Source organism: Priestia sp. TGN 0903 (assembly GCF_050846855.1).
In the GTDB taxonomy this organism is placed as follows: domain Bacteria; phylum Bacillota; class Bacilli; order Bacillales; family Bacillaceae_H; genus Priestia; species Priestia zanthoxyli.
On the sequence record NZ_JBOZGL010000004.1, the window covers coordinates 558,170 to 578,298 of the forward strand.

General features: G+C 38.4%; 18 protein-coding genes. 4 read left to right on the forward strand and 14 right to left on the reverse strand.

The annotated features are described in order from the left end of the window. Window positions 1-42: 42 nt before the first annotated feature. From ACRPLY_RS17185 to ACRPLY_RS17215, 7 genes are all read right to left on the reverse strand, one after another. Window positions 43-987, reverse strand: a complete 945-nt coding sequence (locus ACRPLY_RS17185; RefSeq protein ID WP_432232063.1) for an ABC transporter substrate-binding protein — start codon at window positions 985-987, stop codon at window positions 43-45. A 173-nt stretch (window positions 988-1,160) separates the two neighbouring features. Further along, window positions 1,161-1,820 (reverse strand): HAD family hydrolase, encoded by a 660-nt coding sequence (locus tag ACRPLY_RS17190; RefSeq protein ID WP_416225912.1) that lies wholly within the window; start codon window positions 1,818-1,820, stop codon window positions 1,161-1,163. Between the two features lie 113 nt (window positions 1,821-1,933). Continuing rightward, complete coding sequence (locus ACRPLY_RS17195) at window positions 1,934-3,313, reverse strand: APC family permease (protein ID WP_098113712.1); 1,380 nt, start codon at window positions 3,311-3,313, stop codon at window positions 1,934-1,936. A gap of 301 nt (window positions 3,314-3,614) precedes the next feature. Next, the gene (gene speB, locus ACRPLY_RS17200; protein WP_033578139.1) at window positions 3,615-4,571 is read right to left on the reverse strand and encodes an agmatinase; all 957 of its coding nucleotides are present in this window, start codon (window positions 4,569-4,571) and stop codon (window positions 3,615-3,617) included. Window positions 4,572-4,693: 122 nt separating this feature from the next. After that, the gene (locus ACRPLY_RS17205; RefSeq protein WP_033578138.1) at window positions 4,694-6,070 is read right to left on the reverse strand and encodes a putrescine aminotransferase; all 1,377 of its coding nucleotides are present in this window, start codon (window positions 6,068-6,070) and stop codon (window positions 4,694-4,696) included. A 25-nt stretch (window positions 6,071-6,095) separates the two neighbouring features. After that, a complete protein-coding gene (locus ACRPLY_RS17210) occupies window positions 6,096-7,583 on the reverse strand; it encodes an aldehyde dehydrogenase family protein (protein ID WP_432232064.1) in 1,488 nt (495 codons plus the stop codon). A gap of 135 nt (window positions 7,584-7,718) precedes the next feature. Next, window positions 7,719-8,306: a TetR family transcriptional regulator gene (locus ACRPLY_RS17215; RefSeq protein WP_028412132.1), complete on the reverse strand. Its 588-nt coding sequence runs from the start codon at window positions 8,304-8,306 to the stop codon at window positions 7,719-7,721. Between the two features lie 595 nt (window positions 8,307-8,901). Here ACRPLY_RS17215 and ACRPLY_RS17220 point away from each other — a divergent pair. From ACRPLY_RS17220 to ACRPLY_RS17230, 3 genes are read left to right on the forward strand one after another with little or no spacing between them, the layout of a single operon-like run. Next, a complete protein-coding gene (locus ACRPLY_RS17220) occupies window positions 8,902-9,765 on the forward strand; it encodes a glycine betaine ABC transporter substrate-binding protein (protein ID WP_432232065.1) in 864 nt (287 codons plus the stop codon). Between the two features lie 35 nt (window positions 9,766-9,800). After that, on the forward strand, window positions 9,801-11,006 hold the full coding sequence (locus tag ACRPLY_RS17225; protein WP_013081886.1) for a quaternary amine ABC transporter ATP-binding protein: 1,206 nt from the start codon (window positions 9,801-9,803) through the stop codon (window positions 11,004-11,006). Next, a complete protein-coding gene (locus ACRPLY_RS17230) occupies window positions 10,999-11,844 on the forward strand; it encodes an ABC transporter permease (protein ID WP_013081885.1) in 846 nt (281 codons plus the stop codon). Before ACRPLY_RS17225 ends, ACRPLY_RS17230 begins: the two co-directional genes overlap by 8 nt. Window positions 11,845-11,882: 38 nt before the next feature. On the opposite strand, the gene ACRPLY_RS17235 is transcribed toward ACRPLY_RS17230, so the two are convergent. Beyond that, on the reverse strand, window positions 11,883-12,656 hold the full coding sequence (locus tag ACRPLY_RS17235; protein ID WP_049162996.1) for a class I SAM-dependent methyltransferase: 774 nt from the start codon (window positions 12,654-12,656) through the stop codon (window positions 11,883-11,885). Between the two features lie 65 nt (window positions 12,657-12,721). Then, on the reverse strand, window positions 12,722-13,840 hold the full coding sequence (locus ACRPLY_RS17240; RefSeq protein ID WP_028412129.1) for an AbrB family transcriptional regulator: 1,119 nt from the start codon (window positions 13,838-13,840) through the stop codon (window positions 12,722-12,724). Window positions 13,841-13,980: 140 nt separating this feature from the next. Here ACRPLY_RS17240 and ACRPLY_RS17245 point away from each other — a divergent pair, with 140 nt between their 5' ends. After that, window positions 13,981-14,853 carry a LysR family transcriptional regulator gene (locus ACRPLY_RS17245; RefSeq protein WP_028412128.1) on the forward strand — a complete coding sequence of 291 codons (873 nt, stop codon included), beginning with the start codon at window positions 13,981-13,983 and terminating at the stop codon, window positions 14,851-14,853. A gap of 74 nt (window positions 14,854-14,927) precedes the next feature. Here the strand turns inward: ACRPLY_RS17245 and ACRPLY_RS17250 are convergent, their stop codons facing one another. From ACRPLY_RS17250 to ACRPLY_RS17270, 5 genes are all read right to left on the reverse strand, one after another. Next, entirely contained in the window at window positions 14,928-15,065 is a 138-nt protein-coding gene (locus ACRPLY_RS17250; protein WP_165573233.1) for a hypothetical protein, read from the reverse strand. A gap of 134 nt (window positions 15,066-15,199) precedes the next feature. Next, complete coding sequence (locus ACRPLY_RS17255) at window positions 15,200-16,168, reverse strand: tripartite tricarboxylate transporter substrate binding protein (protein WP_432232066.1); 969 nt, start codon at window positions 16,166-16,168, stop codon at window positions 15,200-15,202. Between the two features lie 24 nt (window positions 16,169-16,192). Further along, complete coding sequence (locus tag ACRPLY_RS17260; RefSeq protein WP_028412126.1) at window positions 16,193-16,864, reverse strand: response regulator; 672 nt, start codon at window positions 16,862-16,864, stop codon at window positions 16,193-16,195. A 27-nt stretch (window positions 16,865-16,891) separates the two neighbouring features. Next, the gene (locus tag ACRPLY_RS17265; protein WP_028412125.1) at window positions 16,892-18,481 is read right to left on the reverse strand and encodes an ATP-binding protein; all 1,590 of its coding nucleotides are present in this window, start codon (window positions 18,479-18,481) and stop codon (window positions 16,892-16,894) included. Between the two features lie 153 nt (window positions 18,482-18,634). Next, window positions 18,635-19,939, reverse strand: a complete 1,305-nt coding sequence (locus ACRPLY_RS17270) for a CitMHS family transporter (RefSeq protein WP_432232067.1) — start codon at window positions 19,937-19,939, stop codon at window positions 18,635-18,637. Window positions 19,940-20,129: the final 190 nt, after the last annotated feature.

Below are 20,129 nucleotides of genomic sequence, written 5' to 3' on the forward strand. Positions count from 1 at the left end.
AAAGAAAAAAACAACCCCGCTGGATTGTTCTTTTCTTCGTTATTATTTGCCTTCAAATAATAACTTTTCTGCTTCATCTGCAATACCATTTGCACCTTGTACACTTCGGCGAAGAGACCATTTAAATACATCAACTTCATACACTTGATTATTTTTAACCGCTTTTAGCTCTTTCCATAATGGCTGTTTTGCTAAAGGCGTATGACCTTTTTCATTTCGCATAACAATGAGTTTGTCTGGATCTGCTTTTACGAGCTGTTCCATTGTCATTTTTACACTGTACTCTTTTGTAGGATCTGTTAATGCATTTTTGAAGCCTAATTGCTCAAGAACACCCGTTGTAAAGAAATTTGAAGTTCTAGCATTAATATTACCATTTGCATCAGCGATAACAAGTACATTGCCCGGATTTTTTGGCGCTTTTGCTTTTAAATCTTTCATTTTTTGCTTATGCTCTTCTACAACTTTTTCAACTTTTGCCTTCTGGCCAACCGCTTCTCCTACTTTTAACTCCGTATTTAGTAAATCATCGTAATTAGCATTTAAATTTTTTAATTCAATTGTTGGCGCAATTTTCGATAATTCTTTATATACATTTTTATGACGTTCTGAATCAGCGATAATCAAATCTGGCTTCAACAGTTTAATCGACTCCAAGCTAGGCTGTGCTCGCGTGCCAACTGATTTGTATCCTTTGATTTCTTTTAGTACATCTTTATCAATAAGCTGTTCTGCTTTATCATCATCAGCTACTCCTACAGGTTTAATACCAGCATCTAACAATGCATCAATAAAACCTAACTCTAATACAACTACTCGCTTTGGATTTTCTTTTACTTTTGTCTCTCCGAGCTCATGTTTAACCACTCTTGTTTTTTCATTTTTTTCATCGGCTGAATTTTCCTTGTTCGTACTGCTGCAGCCGATAAGCATTCCGATTGCCAGCATTGTAATAAAAGCCAGCAGTCCTATTTTTTTCTTATTCAAATGTCATTCCTCCTGCTTGTATCTTTATGTAGATAATTGACTCTTGAAACTGATAATCGTTATCATTATATCAGTTTTATCTATTTAAACAAGCTGATTCGTTATTTTTTAATTAAAAAAGTTATACCCATTCTATAAAAAAAGAAAGGACGCAGTAGGAGCGTCCTTTCTTTTTAATCTTCAATACAAAGATACTGAATCACTTCTTTTAAACTTTTCTCTTTCATCGATTCGATATGTAAGTGATATCTTTCGAATGACAGATGTTTAGTTAACGGATTTGGTACAATCACACAGCGCAAGCCTGCTGCCATGGCAGCTCTTGCTCCATTAGAAGAATCTTCAAATGCTAAAGCTTCAGAAGGCTCTACGCCTAGCTTTTCAATTGCATTTCGGTAAAGAGCCGGATCTGGCTTCACTTTTTCTACATCATCGCGCGTTTGAATGACTTCAAAATAGTGCAGCAAATCTAGCTCTTTTAAAAATGCTGTTACCCAGTCGCGATATGAGCTGCTTGCTAAACCAATTTTTAATCCAAGTTCTTTTGCTTCTGCCAAGTACTCTGCTACACCTTCTCGGGCTACTAATGATTTCATTTTTTCTTGATGACGTCTTAACGATTCTTGAGCCAGTTCCTCTTTCGTGAACTCATTGTTAAACTGCTGAAGCAAATAATCGTAAAGTGCCGTAGCATCCGTTCCCACATAAGAAGCAAACGTTGCAATCGGTAGATCTACTCCCCTGTCTTCTAACATTTCGCGGTACACCTCGTACCACACTGATTCTGTATCAATAATTAATCCATCAAAATCAAACACAACTGCTTTAATCATAATTTACCTACCTTTTTCTATCTTATCGTTCTTACATAGTAACACGTTCAAAATACGTAATCCATAAATGTGGCTTCCTTAATAAGATAGGCTTAAACAGGTAGTTTCTATCCTTACTTTTCTCCGACTTTCATCAAAGGTGACATTTCTTCTGTTTCCTTAAACTCAATGGAAGACAGCTGCCTTCTAAAACCTTTCGTTGCATACACCAAATAAACTAAACCAGCAATCGCCCAGCCAATCCCAAGTAAAAATGAATTGCGCTCCAAGTTAAGCCATAAAACGCCAATCGCTGCTGCTCCTAATAGTGGCATAACAATGTATGACAAAAATCCCTTAGCCGACCGGTGCTGCTTTTGATGAACAGCATAGTGCGCGATAACCGAAATATTAACAAAAGAAAACGCAATGAGTGCTCCAAAATTAATAAATGAAGTAGCCGTTGCCAGACTGAAGAAAATGGCAGTTGCTGATACAACTCCGACCAATACAATATTTCGCGAGGGAGTGCGCAGCTTAGGATGAACATAACCAAAAAATGACTGAGGTAAAATTCGATCCCGTCCCATTACGTATAATAAACGTGAAACGCTTGCATGCGATGACATGCCTGATGATAATGTTCCTGCAATTCCTCCAGCTAAAAAGACAATTTGAAACAGCGTGCCGCTCACATACATAGCAATTTCAGGAGCTGCAGCGTCTGGATGCTTGAATCCTTCTAACGTTGGAAAAACCGCTTGGATAAAATAAGATGTCACGGTAAACATGACTCCTCCAATTAACGCAACTAAAAAAATAGCTCGCGGAATCGTTTTTTTAGGATTGGGCGTTTCTTCTGATAACATGGCCACTGCATCAAACCCTAAATAGGAAAAACACATAAGTGTCGCTCCCGCTATTAGCCCTGATGACGTCATGTTCTGATTAAAAAAAGGCTTCATAGAAAAAAGGGTTCCTTCCCCCATTCCGCCTAGCAACGCTTTGATTGAAACAGCAACAAACAATACTAAAATCGTCATTTGAAATACAACAAGAAACGTATTGAAATTGGCGGTGAAATTAACGCTTCGTAAATTTAGCAGCGTAACGATAATGACGAAACTGACAACCCAAATCCACGATGGTACCGAAGGAAAAATAGATGATAAATAAATTTGAAAAATAAGTGCGTTAACCATCGGTAAAAAGAGATAATCCATTAGTGCAGACCAGCCAACTAGGAACCCTAAATGTGGATTGATTGTCTTTTGCGTATATGTATAGGCTGAGCCTGCATTTGGAAACACTTGAATCATCTTTTTGTAGCTTACTGCCGTGAGAAGCATCCCGACAAGGGCTATGATATAAGATGTGGGAACGTGTCCATTCGTCATATCAGACGCAATCCCAAACGTATCAAACACTACCATCGGAGTCATATATCCGATCCCCATTAATACAATCTGCCATAATTTCAACGACCTTTTTAATGTTACTGTTTCATGTTTCATTTATCTTCCCCCTTCACTTTATTAAGAACATTCTGACAATTTAACCCATAAATGCATATGATTTAATTTCTTTATATAAAAATGAATGACTTTCATTCATTTTTATATAAAGAGTTGTTACATTTACTATAAGCAAATATATGATTTATTTCTTTAAGTTGGTAAGGGTTGCTAACAAACTATCTTTTTCTTTTATCATATTATGAAAGCGCTTTATTTTAAATAGCTATATATTCCTAATCTCCTGCTATATCCACGCAGAAATACCCTCTGAATAAGAGGGAATTCTGCTTACAAACTGTTATTTAATCATCGTATCCAATGACTCTCTTTTCGTTTTCACTGCAACTAAACTAGCAAAATCATGAATGATTGTAGCTGCAAGCAAAGAGGTTATCTGCGTTGGATCATAAGCGGGCAGCACTTCTACCAAGTCGAATCCAACATAGTTAAATCCCGTCAGAGAACGGATCATTTGCAGCGTTTCTCTGCTGCTGAATCCGCCTACTTCAAGCGTTCCCGTTCCCGGTGCACACGAAGGGTCAACAAAATCAATATCAAATGTTAAAAAGCACGGGGTATCTCCAATCGCTGTCTTCATTTGCTCCAAAATCAATGAAAACCCTTGATGTTCAAGCTCTCTTGCCGTTACTACATGGTAACCGAGATCTTTGCTTTCTTGAACATCTCCCGGATGATTTAATGTTCCGCGAATACCAATTTGAAAAACTTTCTTCGGATCTACTAGCCCTTCTTCATATGCGCGTATAAAAGGAGATCCGTGCCAATATTTTTCATCATAATACGTATCCCACGTATCTGTATGAGAATCAAAATGAATCATAGCCACTGGGCCATATCTTTTAGCAGCAGCACGAAGGCTTGCTAAAGTAACAGAATGATCTCCTCCGATTCCAATTGGAACGATTCCTCTATCCATAAGAGCTCCTACCGCTTCTTCCATCAATTCATAGCTTCTGTGAATATTGTGCGGAATAACCGGCACATCACCAATATCAATGGCATTTGTATCATCAAATGGGTATACGTCGTGTACCGGGTGATAAGGAAACAGCGTCATGGAAGCTTGACGAATGGCTTGAGGTGCAAAGCGTGCACCTACTCTGAAAGATGCTGCCGTATCAAACGGCATTCCTACTAGCCCTACTTTTGCATTTTCTCTTTCCGCTGGCAGCCTCATAAATGAGCCCGTTGTACAAAACTCTGGTTTGACATCTGGGGACAATGGATATTTCATAATTTACTCCTCCGTTTCAATGATTTCAGTTAGTCGCTAGGCATTTCCACTACTAAAATCATTGAAAGCAATACAGGAATAAGAAACGTTTGACGACTCATATTCATTGCTCCTTGTTACATTTATTGGTGGTTCAGCTCATTTAATACTTTTTCAAATGTAGAAATGACTTGATCTACTTCTTCAGCTGCAATAGTCAACGGTGGCTCAATACGAATTGTTTTAGAGTTTACAAGCGTCCCAGCTACTAGAATTCCTTCATCAAACATTCCCTTAGAAAGCGCGTAGCCAATTTCATCTTGGTGGAACTCAATTCCAATCATTAAGCCTTGCCCTCTGATTTCAAGTACTTTATCTCCATGGTTTTCAGCAGCTTTCTTTAAACCAGCAAGGAAATATTCTCCTAGCTCTTTTGCACGGTTTGGCAGCTGTTCTTCAATCAACACGTTAATAGTTGCAATAGCCGCTGCGCAGGCAAGCGGGTTGCCTCCAAACGTTGTTGTGTGCATAAACGGATTATCAAAGAAGCTTGAAAACACTTTTTCTTTTGCTACAACCGCGCCAGCAGGCATAACTCCTCCTCCAAACGCTTTAGCAAGACATAAAATATCGGGTACAACATCGTATAATTCTGATGCAAACATTTCACCGGTACGTCCCATGCCTGTTTGAACTTCATCAAAAATTAAGATAGCGTCGTACTCATCACATAGTGCACGCACTTCTTTTAAATAATTTTCAGGAGGAAGAATAATGCCCCCTTCTCCTTGAATTGGTTCTAACAAAACAGCTGCCACATCTTCCCCTACAAGCGCGCACGTTTCAAATGTTTTGCGCATCATGTCAATATCACCAAACGGTACATGACGGAAACCTGGAATTAACGGCAGAAATGGTTTACGGAACATTCCTTTTGCCGTACCTGATAAAGAACCTAGACTTTTTCCATGAAAAGAACGTGTTGTGGAAATAAACGTTGTTCGATCACTATACATTTTCGCTAGTTTTAAAGCGGCTTCTACACTTTCTGTTCCGCTGTTTGTGAAAAAGGAATACTTCAAATCCCCCGGTGTAATATCTGCTAAAATTTTAGCAAGCATCGCACGAAGTGGATCTAATAAGTCTTGGCTATGAAGGGCTTGACGCTGAAGCTGATCTTGAACAGCTTTGACTACTTTAGGATGACGGTGTCCCACGTTATAAATTCCAAACCCGCCCAAACAATCAATGTATTTTTTACCGTTTACATCCGTAAAACAAGAACCTTCATCTGACCATTCAACAGCTGCAAACTGCGTATCCACCGTTACTGTTTTACGATATTCTAAAAAGCCTGGGTTGACATGCTCGCGAAATCCGTCTACTGTTTCTTTCGTAATCCACTGTGCTTCTTCAGCTGACACTTCGCTTTTTTCAATAAGTCCCAGCACTTTGTTGATGTATTCGTTTACTTCACCATATGCTTTGTTTACCTCTTGATTTTTCGTCACTGTATTCATTTTAATATCGCTCCTTCTCTACTTTTTAATTTTTAAACCAGCCGATTGGCTCTACTTGTAAATTAATATTAATTTGTTTTACTTCTTGAAATTCTTCCAATCCAAACGTGCCCAGTCCTCGGCCAATTCCGCTCTGCTTATATCCGCCCCAAGGTGCTTCGTTAAACGTAAAATGATACGTGTTTACCCAAGTGATGCCCGCACGCAGCTTTTTAATCACCCGAAGAGCTTTTGCACCGTCAGTTGTAAACACGCTGCCTGCCAAACCATATTCCGTATCATTTGCAAGCTTAATAGCTTCTTTTTCATCTTTAAACGTTTGAATAACAACCACGGGCCCAAAGATTTCATCTTGCACAATTTTCATATTTGACGTAACGCTACTAAAAACCGTAGGTTCTACAAAGAATCCTTTTTCCAATCCACTGCTGGTGATTCGATTGCCTCCACATACAAGGCGGGCGCCTTCTTGCTTTCCAATTTCGATGTACTTTAATACTTTTTTCATATGTTCTTCACTTACAAGAGGACCCATTTCAATCTCTTGGTCCATTCCATTTCCTACTTTAATTTTTTGAGCACGTTCTGCAAAACGTTCGATAAATCGCTCAGCAATGCTTTCTTCTACTAAAATACGAGAACCTGCAGCGCAAATTTGGCCGCTCCCTGCAAAAATTCCAAACAAGGCATAATCTACAGCTGTTTCAAAATCAGCGTCAGCAAATATAATGTTCGGTGACTTTCCTCCAAGTTCTAAAGATACCTTCGTTACATTTTCTGCTGCTTGACGCATAATGTGTTTTCCAGTTACCGTTCCGCCTGTAAAAGAAATCTTATCAACACGCTTATCTTGAATAAGCGTATTTCCCACAGTATCTCCGGCTCCCATAACAAGGTTTGCCACTCCTTTTGGCAATCCTACGCTTTCTAAGATCTCAAAAAGTTTTGTAGGAGTAACTGGTGTCACTTCAGAAGGTTTAAATACAATCGTATTTCCTGCAGCTAAAGCAGGTGCAATTTTCCACACGCTCATTAATAGCGGATAATTCCAAGGTACAATCAATCCGCACACGCCGATTGGTTCTTTTATAACCATTGCTTGCATAGGTGCAGGAACGCTGTACGTTTGACCGTCTGGCTTTGTAATTAACCCAGCGTAATACCTAAAACAAGCAGCTGCATCTTCCACATCAGCCTCAGCTTCACGATAGGGCTTTCCGTTATCCATTGTTTCTAATGCTGCTAGTTCTTCTTTCGCTTCCTCAAGCTTATCGGCAATCTTGAATAAGATGGCTGCTCTGTCAGATGCAGAAGTCTCAGACCAAATTCCGTTGTCAAAGGCTTCTCGTGCTGCTTCAATTGCTGCTTTCATATCTTCTGTGCTGCCTTCTGCAGCATATCCAATCACTTCACCTGTCGCTGGATTAACAGTAGAGCGCTGCTTCTCTGCTTTTCTCCACTCTCCGTTTATGTACATATTCAAGGTTAAAGTTTTAACGGCTGTACGATCCATAAAATACCTCCTTATCGAATAACGACTGATTGTCAGTCATTTTAAACCTTAAAAAACTTATAATTCTGATAATTAATTGTATATTTTGAATGAATGTCAGTCATTTTAGTAGATGTAATATCAGCAGTGCTAATATTACACGGATGGCACAAGAGAACGCTTTAAGAATTGAAAAAGTTCTTCCTTTGATTGCTCAAGTGTGACATCTTGCTCTCGCCCGATATAAAAAAGTTCAGCAGCATTTTCAATCAAATTAATCATCGTCTTAGCTGTCCATTTAACGTTAAGCTGCTTGATGACTTCTTCCTTTCTAACAGCCTGATTTAATACCTCTTCAAACCAGTTGTAATAAGGTAAATAAATAGCTTCCCATGTTTCTAATGAATAGTCAAAAGCGAGCCCTGAATAGCATAAAACAAGAACATCCCTATATTCATCTGTTGTTTTATACGTTTCGTCAATCATTACCTCTAATGTACTTAAAAAATCCGTTGCTGTTTTAGCTCGTTCTTTGATTTTTTCAAGTGACAAAGAAAGTAAGTTTTCTGCAATAGCCGGAACAAGAGCATTTTTAGATCTGAAATAAAGATAAAAAGTCCCTTGTGCTACGCCTGCACGCTTTACAATGTCTGAAATTGATGTTTTATCAAGTCCTTTTTCAGATATGACTTCAATCGCTGCCTGTAAAATCTTATCGTATTTTTCACTTGTGCTTGTAACCAACTTTTTCCCTCCACCTATAAAATGAATGACTTTCATTCATTTTACTATAAGAAGTTGAAATTATGCAAGATGAAATTTTCTGAATCTTTAAATTCAATCAAAAATTTATCCGTATGCTGGCTTCAAAAATATTTTTTTATTTTATCAATTTCCTCTCACGTTTCTTATATGTCTCACTGTTATCTTTCTTCCTTTTACAATTCAAGGTAAAAGCTGATGCAAAGCTCTTTAATCACCTATTCTTCCTAAAAAATAACTTTATTAAAAAGATATTTTTTCGTATCGGTTTATACGGCTCAATTGCCGAATTACTCTTGACTTGAAGTTGACGGAGTAAAAAAAAGAGTGATAACATGTAAGACTGATTCTACAGTCACTTATTTTATCCATTTATTTCCCATATTTTCTCTTAACTACGATGTACATTTTTAGCTAAAAATAACTTTATAACGCCGAAAAATCACCCACTCTATTTCACATTTTATATTTTTTATGTTTACCACCTAAAAAAACCGGGTATACACTTCGTTGTGTTTAGCATCCGTTCTACATATCAGTCATATTGATTTAAAACTTTATAAAGGAGTTACATTGCATGAAGAAACTATTTTTAATCAGCATGATTTGTTTTCTTCTAGTTATTACTTCAGCTTGCGGCAACGGTAATGGCGCCTTTAAAGATAAAAAAACCATTACCATCGGCATGAATAACTATACTGAAAACATTGCCTACACGTACGTATGGAAACAGATTTTAGAAGATCGAGGTTATAAGGTTAGAACTGTTTTCTTAGAGAAAGCCGGTGTTTGGGTAGGAACAGCTAATAACGACATTGATATTTCGTTTGCACCATGGCTTCCTACAACAGATGCGCCTTTTTACAAAAAGTATAAAGATCAAGTAAACATTGAAGACCCTTGGCTTAAAAATGCGCGCTTAGGATTTGCGGTTCCCGCCTATATGAAAGACGTGAACACAACAGAAGACCTTGCTAAGGTTGCTTCTGATGTCGATAACAAAGTTATTGGAATTGACCCAGGCTCCAGCATTAACGGATTAGCCGAACAAGCATTAAAAGATTATAACCTTAAAAGCTATACGCTTGTAAAATCGTCTGAGGCAGCTATGCTCAGTGAACTGCGCAAAGCCTATGATGCCAAAAAACCAATTGTTGTTACTATGTGGAATCCTCACTGGGCTTTTGCAGACTTTGACATCAAATATTTAGAAGATCCTAAAAACTCGTTTGGAGACCCTGACAACATTTACACAATGACAAGCAAGGAATTTAAAAAGACAAATCCTCAAGTCATAAAATGGATGAATAATGCACAGATGAACGATAAATTAATCAGTCCTCTTCTGTCACAAGTTGAAAAATCTCCAAACCCTGAAGAAGCAGCACAGAAATGGGTAAAAAAACATAAAAAGTTAATCGATAGTTGGACGAAAAAGTAATGAACGTAAAAGAAAACAACAATTGAGGTGGACATATGGAACACGTAAAATTAAAAGTACAAAATATAACCAAAGTGTTTGGTAAGAATCCGTCAAAAGCGATTGATTTACTTCAAAAAGGAAAAACAAAAAAAGAAATTCTAGAAGAAACAGGAATGACAATTGGAGTTAATCAAGCAAACTTCGAAATCAAATCCGGTGAAATCTTCGTCATTATGGGCCTGTCTGGAAGCGGTAAATCCACTTTAGTTCGCATGTTTAACCGCCTTGTTGAACCAACATCTGGATCTCTTATTTTAGACGGTGACGATGTAGTAAAAATGAACAAAGAGGAACTTCGCGACATGCGCCGAAAAAAAATGAGCATGGTTTTCCAAAACTTTGCTTTATTCCCTCACCGTACGGTTCTTGATAACACAGAATACGGATTAGAAGTTCAAGGTACACCAAAAGCCGAACGCGAAAAGAAAGCAAAAGAAGCGCTTGAATTAGTAGGTTTAAAAGGATACGAAAATCAATATCCCGGTGAACTGAGCGGCGGTATGCAGCAGCGCGTCGGACTAGCTCGAGCACTTGCCAATGACCCTGACATTTTATTAATGGATGAGGCATTCAGTGCACTAGATCCGCTTATTCGTAAAGACATGCAAGATTTTTTGCTGGAGCTTCAAGAAAAAATGGAGCGAACAATCATTTTTATTACCCATGATCTTGATGAAGCTCTTCGAATCGGAGATCGCATCGTTTTAATGAAAGACGGCAGTGTTGTTCAAGTAGGAACACCTGAAGAAATTATGACAAACCCTGCCAATGATTATGTAGAGCGCTTTGTCGAAGACGTTAATGTAGCTAAAGTATACACAGCTGAAAGCGTGATGAATCGTGCCGAATCCATTACCGTAGACCGTGGTCCGCGCGTGGCTCTTAAAATTATGCAAGAAGCTGGTTATTCAAGCATCTACGTCGTAGACAAGAAAAAAACTCTTCTAGGAGTTGTAACGGCAGATGATATCAGCCGCGCCATTAAACAAGATAAACTGACAGCAGACGTATTAGATACGGATATTCCGACTGTTACGACAGATACGCTACTAGAAAACTTGTACGACAAAATGGTTATCAGCCGTTTCCCGCTACCGGTTGTAGATGAAAACCATCGTCTGCGCGGCATCATTAAAAAAGAGCGAGTGATTGAAGCACTTGCCGGTACTGATAGTAATGAGGTGAACGTAAATGAATAGTATTCCTAAAATTCCCGTTGGCAATTGGATTGACCATTTTGTCACGTTTTTAAATGATAATATCAAAGGGTTTTTTGATGTTATTTCAGCTATTGTCGATGGTATTGTAAGTTTTATTGTACTAGTGCTAACCTTTCCACCAGCATTAATTTTAATCTTAATTGTCGGAATCATTGCTTGGTTTTCAAGTAAAAAATGGTCATTTACTATTTTATCGATGATTGGTCTATTATTTATTCTTAATCTTGGCTACTGGCAAGAAACAATGGACACACTAGCCCTCGTTTTAACAAGCGTATTAATTTCAATTATAGTAGGAATCCCGCTAGGCATTTGGGCATCTCAAAGCGAAAAGACAGCTCGGATTATTACGCCAATCTTAGACTTTATGCAAACGATGCCGGCATTTGTGTATTTGATTCCAGCACTTTTCTTCTTTGGAATTGGTGTGGTGCCAGGTGTTATCTCATCTGTTATCTTTGCAATGCCTCCAACGATTCGCTTAACGAACCTAGGTATTCGTGAAGTACCCGCTGACTTAGTAGAAGCAGCAAATGCCTACGGTTCAACAACAAAACAAAAATTATTTAAAGTACAGCTTCCATTAGCTACAAAAACAATTATGGCAGGAATTAACCAAAGCATCATGCTATCTCTTTCAATGGTCGTTATTGCCTCTCTTGTAGGTGCTCCGGGACTTGGTGCAGAAGTATATCGTGCAGTTTCTCGACTTGAAGTCGGCACGGGCTTTGAAGCTGGAATTTCAATCGTTATTTTAGCAATTATTTTAGACCGTATTACGCAATATTTTGGAAATCGTTCAAACCAACGAGCATAAGTAAAAAAAGAAGCCAACTCACCGGAGTTGGCTTCTTTTTATTTATGTTTGTAGCACGCTACAAAGATTGCTTCTCCTTGAAACGATTCAATTCCCTGTTGATTCGTTTTGATTTCGAAAAACTGTTTAAATCCGCTTGGTACATTCAGCATATATTGAGTAAGCTCACGCTTTGTCTCTTGGGGAACATTCATCATCGCACACCAGTCATCAAATAAAAAGCGCTTTGGAAAAGTTGTCAGCACTTCTGTACGGAATCCTTGCATTTCAAGCATAGAAAGCCACTCTGTTTTTTTATAAGCACGATAATGGCTTGGATCTCTTGTCTTTTCAACTCGATTATAAAACTCGTCATACGCATTCACTTCCGGTGCTACATTATCAATGAGCAAGAACTGTCCTCCTGGCTTTAACACTCGGTATACCTCTTTGATGAACTGTTTAATATTAGGAAAATGGTGCGGTGCAATTCTGCACGTTACCGTATCAAACTTGTCATCTTGAAATGGCATATCCTCAGCATCTCCTTGAACAAACGATACATTTTCATGACCATTTTCTTTAATGAAGCCTTCAGCACTTTGCAACATTTGAGGAGTTAAGTCAAAAGCCGTTACTTCTTGAAAGACAGGTGCTAGCTTATTTGCCACGTGTCCTCCTCCTGTCGCTACATCAAGCAGCTTTCCTCCTCTATTTTCTTCAGCAATTTCCGCTAAAACCGCTAAATCTTTGCCTTTTGCATGACCTTTACTTTTGACATACTTTCCGGCATTCCCCCCGAACTGACTGACCACCATTTCTTTATTACTCATCTATTCTCCCCCCATTTCCCTCTTTAAAACTCTCTCTTACTCTACCTAGTGCATTCACATATTTATTATGAAACGTGTGAATGTATTCTTTTTCTTTCTCCCCACTGATGAAACATGCGAAACAGCGGAGGCAGAAGCAGCCAAATTGTTAAAATACGAAGCACTTGGACCGCTACTACTAACGTCGAATCAGCCTGCAGTACAATGGATGTAGTCGCCATTTCTGCAATGCCTCCAGGAGCAAACGCTAAAATAGACGTGATAAGCTCAATTCCAGTTATTTTGGAAACGAATAGTGCACATACAAACATGGCGGCGATTAAACCAATTGTATTAATAAGCGCCACAACCATAATTTTTTTTACTCCAATGAACATTTCCTTATGAAAGCGAGAACCAATGCTTGAAGCAATAAAAATTTGCGATAAAATCATCACAGAATGAGGCCAGTATGCTTGAAGATTATACCCCACGTACGATGAAGCAGCTGTTTGAACAATTGCAACAGTAAGCATTCCTCCTACTAACCAAGGAGCAGGAAATTTTAGTTTTTTCCCTATATAATAGCCGACTACTGCTGTAACAATTAAAACGCCTGTCCACAACAGTGATCCCCACTCAAAAACACTCGGGGTAACGGACACTGCATGCCGTCCTGTATTACTTCCCCAATAGACTACAAATAAAGGAACAGCAAGCACAACTAAAAACACGCGCATCGTTTGAATGATGCTTACAACTGCCGTATTGGCTCCTACTTCTTCAGCCATGCCTGGCATGGCGCTCATTCCACCCGGAGTCGTACCGAAAAAGCTTGTTAATAAGTCTGTGGAACTGAACTTCCATAGCAAATAACCGGATAAAAGAGAAAAAACAACGGACAGCAAAAGCATAATCGTAATGGTGGACCAGTGAGATTGAAACGTAGTCACCACAGATAAGTTAATCTTTTGACCTAATTCAATCCCTAAAATGCACTGTCCAGCGTACAGCCAATATTTTGGAATGCCTTTTTTGCTTGTTTGAGATAAAAAACGCGGCTTTCGAAAAGCTAGAATAGCAGCTAAAATGAGAGTCCCAAGCATCCAGCCAATGGATAAGCCTGTTAACGATAAAAGAAATCCTCCCACGCTTGTTAATAGAATAAAAAATATAGATTGTAAAAAAACAACTCTTGCGTTCATACCTACTTCCTTCCTTCTACAAGGCTTTTCTTTCTTACACCGAACATTTCTCTTCTTAACTATAGTATAATTTTAGAAATAATTAAAATATCGAAATTTTATTATAAACCATTCATTTTTTTTATTCCTGGAGGGGTAGTATGGACGATCGAGATTGGCTTATTCTACAAGTATTGTACCGTGAGAAAAACATTACAAAAGCAGCCAAGGAGCTATTTATATCTCAGCCTGCGCTTACGCATAGACTGCAGCAGATGGAGAAGGAATTTCATGTTCAGATTGTAAATAGAGGGCGCCGCGGAGTTCAGTTTACACCGCAGGGAGAATATTTAGTGAAGTGCGCAGAAGAAATGCTGCTTACGGTTCAAAAAATAAAAGAAAATGTGTTAAACATGGATGATCAATTAACCGGGACTTTACGTCTAGGCGTGTCTAACTTTTTCACTGACTACAAGCTCCCTGGGCTATTGCGTTTATTTAAAGAGCGATTTCCTGATGTTGAATTCAAAGTCACAACCGGATGGAGCAGCGACATGGCTCATCTGCTTTATAAGCACGATGTTCATATTGCGTTTGTAAAAGGTGATTATAACTGGCAAGATCAAAAAGAGCTGCTTTTTAAAGAAACAATTTGCATTGCGTCTGCACAGCCTGTCGACATAAACAATCTTCCCAATCTACCTCGAATTGATTATCATCAAGATCGTTTTTTAAAAACATCCGTTGATAACTGGTGGGCTGAAAATTACTCTCAGCCTCCCCTTGTCAGCATTGAAGTAGATAAAGCAGAAACATGTAAAAAGATGGTTGTAAACGGACTGGGCTATGCGATTTTGCCGAGTATGCTGCTTGACGATGCTGCAGAGATTTACAGATACACGTTAAAAACTAAAGATCAAGTACCTTTAACGCGCAGCACATGGATGTTTTATCATGAGGACTCCTTAAAAATTAACATTGTAAAAGCTTTTATTGAGTTCATTCAAAACTTGGATTTAAAAGATGTACACTGACAGAAAAAGGTTGAGACATACCGAAATGAATCTAATTCTAAAGACGAACAAATGGGATATATGAGCGGAACTGCTTAAGACACCGCAGTTGATTTCCGTGCAAGACTTCGCTTTCCGCGGGCGGCCGGTGAGCCTCCTCGTCGCTCACGCTCCTGTGGGGTCTCGCCTGTTCCGCTTTTCCCGCAGGAGTCTTCGTCTTGCTCTCCAATCAACTGCTAGAAGGAACGAAACAGATGAAACTACACTTACCACAACAAAAAAACGAACCAAGAATTAAAAACTTTAATCAATGGTTCGTTTTTCACTCCATCTAAAATCCTTTTGTCCCAACCTTTTTCTATTGTATTTATTCATCATTTGCTCCGCCCATTAAGTCAGAATACAGCTTGCTTTGCTGCTCAAGAAAGACTTTAGCACCGCTGCTATTTTTATAAAAAGAGGTTAAATCATTATCTTTAAGAAGCTGTTCCCATTCTTTTGTATGAACCATTTCATACACAGCCTTATTCCAATATGCTACCTGTTCTTTGGTCATATTAGGCGGTCCCATTAGACCTCTCCAATGGCTAAACGTTACGTCAATTCCCGCTTCTTTCCACGTCGGTATCTCTTTTAGCTCTTCTAGCCTTTTAGGAGAAGAAACGGCGAGTATCCTTACCTGCCCTTGTTCATACTGCTTTTTTACTTCTGATAATGACATGGGTGCTACATCTAGCTGATGATGAACGAGCGCATCAATTACTTTATGACTGCTGTTATAAACGAAAAACTCAAGCTTGGAAGAGTCTACGCCTGCTTTTTTATTTAGCTGCATGAACGATAAATGATCGTCGTTTCCTAATCGAGGTGATATTCCCACTTTCATACTGGATTCACTTTGATTTAACGTGCGTATGAGCTGTTTTAAATTGTATATAGGAGAGTTAACAGGAACTACGATGACCTCCCATTCAGATGTTAAAATAGCGAGCGGAGTAAAGTCTTTATAGGTTAATTGACTTTGCCCTAGCAAATTATTTGTAATCAGCAAACTGGAATTCCCGGAAACAATATTTCCTTCTTTTCTCTGTTTAATATATTTCCATCCTTCTTCACCTTGCCCACCTATTTTATTACTAACAGAAACGGGTACCTTCACAATCTTCTTTTCCGTTAGCACTTGTTGAATGGCTCTTACTGTTGCATCTGCTCCTCCGCCTTTTGCACCGGCTGCCACAATTCCAATTTTTTCCATACTGATGCGGTCTTTTTTAGAGGGAGTAGAACAGCTAACAAGCAATGCACTTATAAACACTATCATGAGCTTTTTGATCATATATACCATCCTTCAAGGCTAATGCTACGCTAAATAGTACTTGCGCTCCGGTCTTCCAATAATCCCATAATCATATTCAACGTGACATTCACCGGTTGATACTAGATACTCTAAATATCGTCTAGCTGTCGTTCTAGATACTCCCATGTGTTGCCCCATCTCTTCGATCGTAATTCCTTTGATGCTTTTTAAAATGTCTTTTGACTTTTGTAATGTGATACCATCAATACCTGAAGGAAGAGATTTATCCGCTTTTGGCTTTGTTCTGACATGTCCAAAGTACGCATCAATAAATGATTGATCAACTTCTTCATGCGTACTAAACAGTTCCTTTTTCTCTTGATACTGTTTAATAGCATTAATGAAGGATTCCATCATAACCGGCTTAATCAAATAATTAACGACGCCGTTTCTCAAACAGATTTCTACAATGTTTTTTTCTGTTGCAGCCGTTACCACGATAACGTCAACTTGTGGAAACTGGGCTCTGATTTTTGGGAGTAAATCTGTTCCCATTTCATCTGGCATATAGATGTCTAAAAGAAGTAAATCAACTTTCTTCTCCTTTAGCATTTCAAGCGTCTCTTTTGCATTCAACGCTTTGCCTACGACTTCTACACCATCTACTTCTAATAAAAATCGCTCTTGAACTTGAGCAATTCGAAAATCGTCTTCTGCAATTGCGACTCGTAACATTTCGACTCTCCCCTTACTTCTCATGATTCAGTTTTTTGGAAGGTAAACTGAAAAAATGGCTCCTCCTTCTGGCTGATTATACACTTCAATAGATCCTCCAAGTTCATCTACCATTTTCTTTATATTTGCCAGTCCGTACCCTCTGTCTGTACCTTTGGTTGAAAACCCTTTTGTGAAAATTTGATTTAGTACTTCTTCTGATATACCGGGTCCGTTATCCATCACTTCAATAATTAAATCATGACCAATATCGGTAATAAAAAACGACACTTCTTTTTTAGACCGCTGACTCACGGCTTCAAATGCATTATCAATTAAGTTCCCAATAATGATAATGAGATGAGAAATTTCAATATGTTCTGGGAGCGTATCGAGTGTACTCTCCGAATCAACCGAAAAATGAATTTTCTTTTCAGATGCTTTTCCAATCTTCCCAAGCAATATTGCTTGAACTTTGGAATCTAATATCTGATCAAATAGAATACGATTTTGCGTTTGGTGTACGGCTGATTCTTTTTGAATAAACTCCAATGCATCTTTGTACTGCCCTAACTGCAGCAAACCCGACAAAACATACAACTTATTCGTAAACTCATGCGTTTGAGCTCGTAAATCCTCTGAATACTTTCGTACTTCTGAAATCGTATTGATTAAGCTTTTTAATTCTGTCTTATCACGAAAACTAGCGACCACTCCTACAATTCGCTGATGTTCAATAATGGGTGTTAAGTTTAAGATAAACGTTTTTTCATTCAAAAAAATTTCTTGGTCGCTTCGGGCTATTCCCGTATCTAGCACTTCAATCATATTCGTATAAGGAAATACTTCAATGATATGATGATGTAAATATTCCGTCTGTAACCCCAGCATATTTTTAGCTGATGTATTCATCATCGTAATAAAGCCTTGATGATCAATAGCAATAATTCCTTCTTTTATCGAAAGTAAAATCGCATTTCGTTCACGGTACAAAGAAGCGATTTCATGGGGTTCAAGACCAAGAGTATCTTTTTTAATACTTTTAGCTAAAAAAATACCCCCGATCATACCAAGCAATAAAACAGCTAGTGAAAATAGGATAATTTGCTGAATACGCGTAATGAGCTGAGCATGAACATGAGATTTTAAAAACTCAACCGTCACCACTCCCACGACTTCCGTATACTTTCCGTGACTGATGACAATAGGCGCTTTCCCCATAATAGCAGGACCTGTGGTTCCCTCTCCGTCCAGCGTATAATATCCGCCGAATAATAGTGCTCTATCGTTAACCGCCTCTTTGTTTTTCTTTCCTATCCATTTTTGATTAGAATGAGAATAGATGATTTGCTCACGGTTTTGAACCACAATACTTGCTGCTCCGATTTGTTCCCTCACTTGCTCGGCAAGCGGCTGAATATATCGACTCGGCTGTTTTTTTTGAAAAGCAGCTTTGACTTCCGGCATAAATGATATTGATTTGGCTGCTTGAAGAGCCAGCTGCTCGGCTTGCCTTTTAGATTCTACAAACTGCATGTAAGAGAAAATACTCGCTAAAAGAACAATAACAGTTATGATTAATGCTGCGGATAAACCTACGATTTTTGTTTGCAGCGATACTTGAAACCATTTTTTCATTTCATCGCACCTTTAGCCTTTACCTTATAGTTCTATCCTTCTTTTATTTTATCAAAATTTTTTGTATATCCGCTCCTTATTCCAAAAGCTTTTTAGACAAAAAAACTTATCAATCCCAAAAGCGGAATTGATAAGTTTTTAGTTTCCTGATCTTTACAGCGTAATAACTCCTGTAATAATAGCTACTAAAAGCATCACCATAGCTGTTCCAATCGTCCACTTTAAAGTAAAGCGCTGAAATTCACCAAGCTCGACTTTTGCCATACCGACCAATAAATACGTAGAAGCAACTAAAGGACTTAGTAAGTGAACAGGTTGACCAATCAATGAAGCACGGCCAATTTCTGCAGCATCAATACCGTATGCTGAAGCTGCTTGAGCAATAATTGGTAAAATCCCATAGTAGTAAGCATCATTTGACATAAAGAATGTAAATGGCATACTTGTGATGGCAGTAATCACAGACATGTAAGGCCCTAACGCATCTGGAATTAATCCTACTAAGCTATTACCCATTGCATCTACCATTTTGGTACCTGATAAAATACCCGTGAATACGCCTGCTGCGAATACAAGAGACACAACAGCAAGTACGTTACCAGCATGTGCAGTAATACGCTCTTTTTGAACTTCTAAATTTGGATAGTTAATCATGATAGCGATTGCAAATCCAATCATAAATAGAATTTGAAGCGGCATAACTGCTGTGATAAGTCCTACTAATAATAGAGCTGTTAAAGCAAAGTTTACCCATAAAAGCTTCGGACGCTTGTACTCGGTTCCTTCAGCGGCTGCTGCTTCTGCAAAAGCTACTTGAGCATTTGTAACGTCTTGAATATCAATAACACCTAAGCGCTGGCGCTCTTTTTTCCCGAAATAGTAAGCCGTGAATAACAACCAAACAGCTCCGCCAATCATGGCTGGAATCAGTGGTGTAAACACCTGTGAAGCATCTAACTTCAATGCACTCATCACACGAGCAGTAGGTCCACCCCAAGGTGTTAAGTTCATAACTCCACTACCCATAATGGCGATACAGGCTAAAATCATTGGCTTCATGTTTAGCTTTTTATAAAGCGGAAGCATCGCTGAAAGCGTAATCATATATGTTGTTGTTCCGTCTCCGTCTAATGAGATAATAAGAACTAAAATAGCTGTACCAATTGTGATTTTTAGTGGATCACCTTTTACGATTTTCAAAATTCTTCCTACAACTGGATCAAACAAACCAGCATCAATCATAATCCCAAAATATAAAATAGCAAACATTAACATAACGCCTGTAGGTGCTAATTCTTTTACACCATTTAAAGCCATTTCTCCAATACCGCTTGTGAATCCCCCTATGATTGCAAACAATACTGGAATAACCATTAAAGCAATAAGCGGCGTTAATCGTTTTGTCATAATCAGAAACATAAATGTACAAACCATCAAAAACCCAAGAATAGCTAACATTATTACCCCTCCTATTTTTGAATCCGCTTTCATAACAGTGGAAGCGATTCGTTTGTATGTATGACTCGCATATGTATGCCAGTTCGTCTATACGATTACAACATCGCTTGTTCACTATTAAGTTGTACCTTAAAACTTTAAAATTTTCTGTTTTTTCTTAAAATAATCATAATTTACAGGAGGGTATAGT

Bases quoted from the DNA above. Each gene is read 5' to 3' on its own strand.
- ACRPLY_RS17235 (WP_049162996.1), bottom strand. From the start codon at position 12,656: ATGAGTAATAAAGAAATGGTGGTCAGTCAGTTCGGGGGGAATGCCGGA.
- ACRPLY_RS17265 (WP_028412125.1), bottom strand. From the start codon at position 18,481: ATGAAAAAATGGTTTCAAGTATCGCTGCAAACAAAAATCGTAGGTTTA.
- ACRPLY_RS17220 (WP_432232065.1), top strand. From the start codon at position 8,902: ATGAAGAAACTATTTTTAATCAGCATGATTTGTTTTCTTCTAGTTATT.
- speB (WP_033578139.1), bottom strand. From the start codon at position 4,571: ATGAAATATCCATTGTCCCCAGATGTCAAACCAGAGTTTTGTACAACG.
- ACRPLY_RS17260 (WP_028412126.1), bottom strand. From the start codon at position 16,864: ATGTTACGAGTCGCAATTGCAGAAGACGATTTTCGAATTGCTCAAGTT.
- ACRPLY_RS17195 (WP_098113712.1), bottom strand. From the start codon at position 3,313: ATGAAACATGAAACAGTAACATTAAAAAGGTCGTTGAAATTATGGCAG.
- ACRPLY_RS17190 (WP_416225912.1), bottom strand. From the start codon at position 1,820: ATGATTAAAGCAGTTGTGTTTGATTTTGATGGATTAATTATTGATACA.
- ACRPLY_RS17210 (WP_432232064.1), bottom strand. From the start codon at position 7,583: ATGGATCGTACAGCCGTTAAAACTTTAACCTTGAATATGTACATAAAC.
- ACRPLY_RS17245 (WP_028412128.1), top strand. From the start codon at position 13,981: ATGGACGATCGAGATTGGCTTATTCTACAAGTATTGTACCGTGAGAAA.
- ACRPLY_RS17240 (WP_028412129.1), bottom strand. From the start codon at position 13,840: ATGAACGCAAGAGTTGTTTTTTTACAATCTATATTTTTTATTCTATTA.
- ACRPLY_RS17230 (WP_013081885.1), top strand. From the start codon at position 10,999: ATGAATAGTATTCCTAAAATTCCCGTTGGCAATTGGATTGACCATTTT.
- ACRPLY_RS17205 (WP_033578138.1), bottom strand. From the start codon at position 6,070: ATGAATACAGTGACGAAAAATCAAGAGGTAAACAAAGCATATGGTGAA.
- ACRPLY_RS17270 (WP_432232067.1), bottom strand. From the start codon at position 19,939: ATGTTAGCTATTCTTGGGTTTTTGATGGTTTGTACATTTATGTTTCTG.
- ACRPLY_RS17225 (WP_013081886.1), top strand. From the start codon at position 9,801: ATGGAACACGTAAAATTAAAAGTACAAAATATAACCAAAGTGTTTGGT.
- ACRPLY_RS17255 (WP_432232066.1), bottom strand. From the start codon at position 16,168: ATGATCAAAAAGCTCATGATAGTGTTTATAAGTGCATTGCTTGTTAGC.